The organism is Rhodococcus sp. (in: high G+C Gram-positive bacteria) (assembly GCF_049286785.1).
GTDB lineage: Bacteria > Actinomycetota > Actinomycetes > Mycobacteriales > Mycobacteriaceae > Rhodococcus_F.
Genome location: NZ_JBAQEO010000698.1, coordinates 1 through 2,784 on the forward strand (window position 1 = coordinate 1; position 2,784 = coordinate 2,784).

Consider the following 2,784-nt stretch of genomic DNA (forward strand, 5'->3'; position numbering starts at 1 on the left):
TCGACCCCGACCGGTTCGAACGAGCAGCCATGAAGGAGCGCCCCGCCCACATATACAAACCCTTCGGAACCGGCGCGCGTGCATGCATCGGTCGCCAATTCGCCTTTCACGAGGCAGTTCTCGCCCTAGCAACGCTGATCCGCCGCTTCGACTTCACAGCGGATCCGGGTTATGAGCTGAAGGTGAAAGAGCTGCTGACGATCAAGCCAGAAGGGTTCCGTCTCACTCTCAAGCACCGGTAACTGAGAGGTCGCTACCCGCCGCCATGAGGAACGGCAATCCCGAAGCTCCCTATAATGTGATCCGCTTAACCGCCCGTCGGGGGCGGCCGGTTCACACGTGAGGGAGAAAAATGGGGGAGTGGCACCTGATCGAGACGTTGGTTCCCGACGTCGCAACGGTCGTCGCAAGCAACGGCAAGATCCGAGAATGGAATTCCGTTGCCCGGTTGGCGCCGGCAAAGGACCTGCGTATCGAGCCGGTAGTGGGCTACGTCCGAGAGACGCGTACCAAATTCGACAAGGTGTTGACGTCACAGACCCGGAACAAAGAGTCCTTCCACGTGCAAGCGGTTCCGGTCCTGGGCCCTAGCGGTGACACTCACGGTGTGCAGGTGTGGATCGGGGGCCCTGATGAGGAGATTCCGTATCCGCGGATCTGCTCTGGTGTGAGCTGGCTCCGAAACAAGCTGATCATCGAACAGACCCTCGAGTCATCGCTGATGTCCGGGGTCACTCCAGAAGAGTTTCATCCCGAGGCCACGGTGGTCGAGTACCTCAACCGATCGGCCCACTTCCAGGAAGAATCATCCTTCCTGGAACTCGGCGCAAACCCGGAGCCCGGCCAGCAGTGGCACTCCCAGTTCGCGGTAAAGCACAACGATGGCCATCTGATGCAGTGGCAGTGCGCGTTGCGGACGTATCCCGACCCCGCGCAACGCGGATGGCGGGTGCTTTTCCACGACATTTCCGATACTTACCCGGTGGCGAAACCCACGCTTGCGCAGATCGGGATGACCGAGGGTATGAAGAACGCCGGCTACCGCGTTGCCCTGATCGACACGGTGAACGGCTTGTTAGGTATGTGGATCTCGGCGCCGGTCGACTGGATGCAGTGGGAAGACACCGACATTCACGGCAACGTCTTCCATGACGACGATCGTGCTGCGTTGGCAGCTGTGGGAGCACGGTTCGATGCCGGGGAGAAAGAAGTGCTCCTCAGGCTCCGTCTGCGCTCGACCAGCGGCGATTTCGTGGCCACCAACGTGCGCCTGACCCCCTATGTCGTCGAGGGTGCTGTCGACATGAACGGGGCCCTGATCCAGATTTCTGCGAACCGAGACGTCGACGCGTTCGAGTAGTCCGAGGTTCCTTCTCGCCCTTCAAGCAGAGCATCCCGTGGTTCGAGGACCGCGGGATGCTCTGTGTCTGTGACCGTCCCCTGCCCACCCAGACGGACGATAGACCGCATAAATTATGGGGTTATTTTCTATAGTTCCTTCACGTGCGCCGCGCGTTTTTGCCGGTCTCGTTCCCAAACTTCACTGAGGAGATTGAGCGGCACCGAGTAGAGCTCAGCCATACGCCGACCCCATGCCTCGTCGTACTCCTTGCGCCCTTTCTCGATTCTGCCGAGAACGGTCGCACTCGTCCCGAGCGCTTTCGCAGCCGTTCCTTGCGTCAAGCCGGCCTGGCTACGGAGATCACTGAGCCGTAGTTGATCCTCCGGGATCGGCGCAAGATCAGCATTCGCGACCTTCAGCACGCCAGCGACTCGCGCAAGCAGTTCCGGCGTAGGCGCCGCACGTCCCGTTTCCCATGCAGAGACCGTCTGGGATGAGACCTCGGCAGCATCCGCCAGGTCGTCGATCGTGAGCCTCAGCCCGGTGCGGTAGCGCCTCAATCGGGCGCCACTGAACCCTCGAACTGCACTTCGCGACACGCCGACTCCCGAATCTGGACTCTTCTGTTCGTGAGCCATTGTGTCGCCCTTCTATGCGGTTTTCTCGGCGAGTGTTTAGAATATTAGGGTGCTATCATGGATTTCGGAACACGGGGTGTTTAGCCAGGGTGACACGAACGGAGGAGGCACCTGATGGGCTTGCGATCACAACTGGACCCGGTCTACAGTTCTCCTGCGCTCCCACCCGGGGGTTCCCTGTGGTCTGTCGTAGTCGGCCCAGATGCAGCACATGAAGGCGTGGCACGCCTGTATTTCGGCGTGCCCTTCATCCCGGGCGGGGGATCCCTTTGATATCTGTATGCGCTCGCGCAGCTACCGACGAACCTACGTTCGTCGGATCGATATGCGCGGCGTCTGATGATTCGAACTATCAGCGCTGCAACCGAATTCCGACCCTCACTGTCTCGATGACGCGATCGCGTCCATCGGCGCAGGGTCCAAAATCCTCCACTGGGCGAGAAAACTCCTGCCCGGGTTCTCGCTCAGTGGACCCTATTCGTAGCGCAAGGACCACCGAGGGCCCTTGCGTTTGCGATAACCCCAGGTGCGTTGGTGATTGGCGTCCCCTCACGCACCTGGGGCTTTTCCGTGCCCGCGGCGTTTCACGCGCTGTGGCGATCACTCCGCAGGACCTCGAGTCCTGGCGGGCCATTTCTGTACCCACCTGGAGGACTCGATGACTTTGAGTGTTATTCAGCCTGGATGCACCGATCGGCTGATGGCGTTGTTGTGAGTTTGGTTGTCCGGCAGCGGATGGGGTGTGGGCGTGAGTGATCGTCCGACCTGGTGTGTCGGGTTGTTCCACTGAGTCTTTCGCATCGA

Annotated in this window: 3 protein-coding genes; 2 read left to right on the top strand and 1 reads right to left on the bottom strand. The window is 60.3% G+C overall.

Features of this window, described 5'->3' with window-relative positions; all coding sequences use genetic code 11:
• Both WAW17_RS25295 and WAW17_RS25300 read left to right on the top strand, forming a co-directional pair.
• A partial coding sequence (locus tag WAW17_RS25295; RefSeq protein ID WP_422335629.1) for a cytochrome P450 occupies window positions 1–242 on the top strand: 242 nt, incomplete at its 5' end.
• A gap of 110 nt (window positions 243–352) precedes the next feature.
• The gene (locus WAW17_RS25300; RefSeq protein ID WP_422335630.1) at window positions 353–1,360 is read left to right on the top strand and encodes a GAF domain-containing protein; all 1,008 of its coding nucleotides are present in this window, start codon (window positions 353–355) and stop codon (window positions 1,358–1,360) included.
• A 128-nt stretch (window positions 1,361–1,488) separates the two neighbouring features.
• On the opposite strand, the gene WAW17_RS25305 is transcribed toward WAW17_RS25300, so the two are convergent.
• Entirely contained in the window at window positions 1,489–1,941 is a 453-nt protein-coding gene (locus tag WAW17_RS25305) for a helix-turn-helix domain-containing protein (protein ID WP_422335631.1), read from the bottom strand.
• Between the last annotated feature and the right edge of the window lie 843 nt (window positions 1,942–2,784).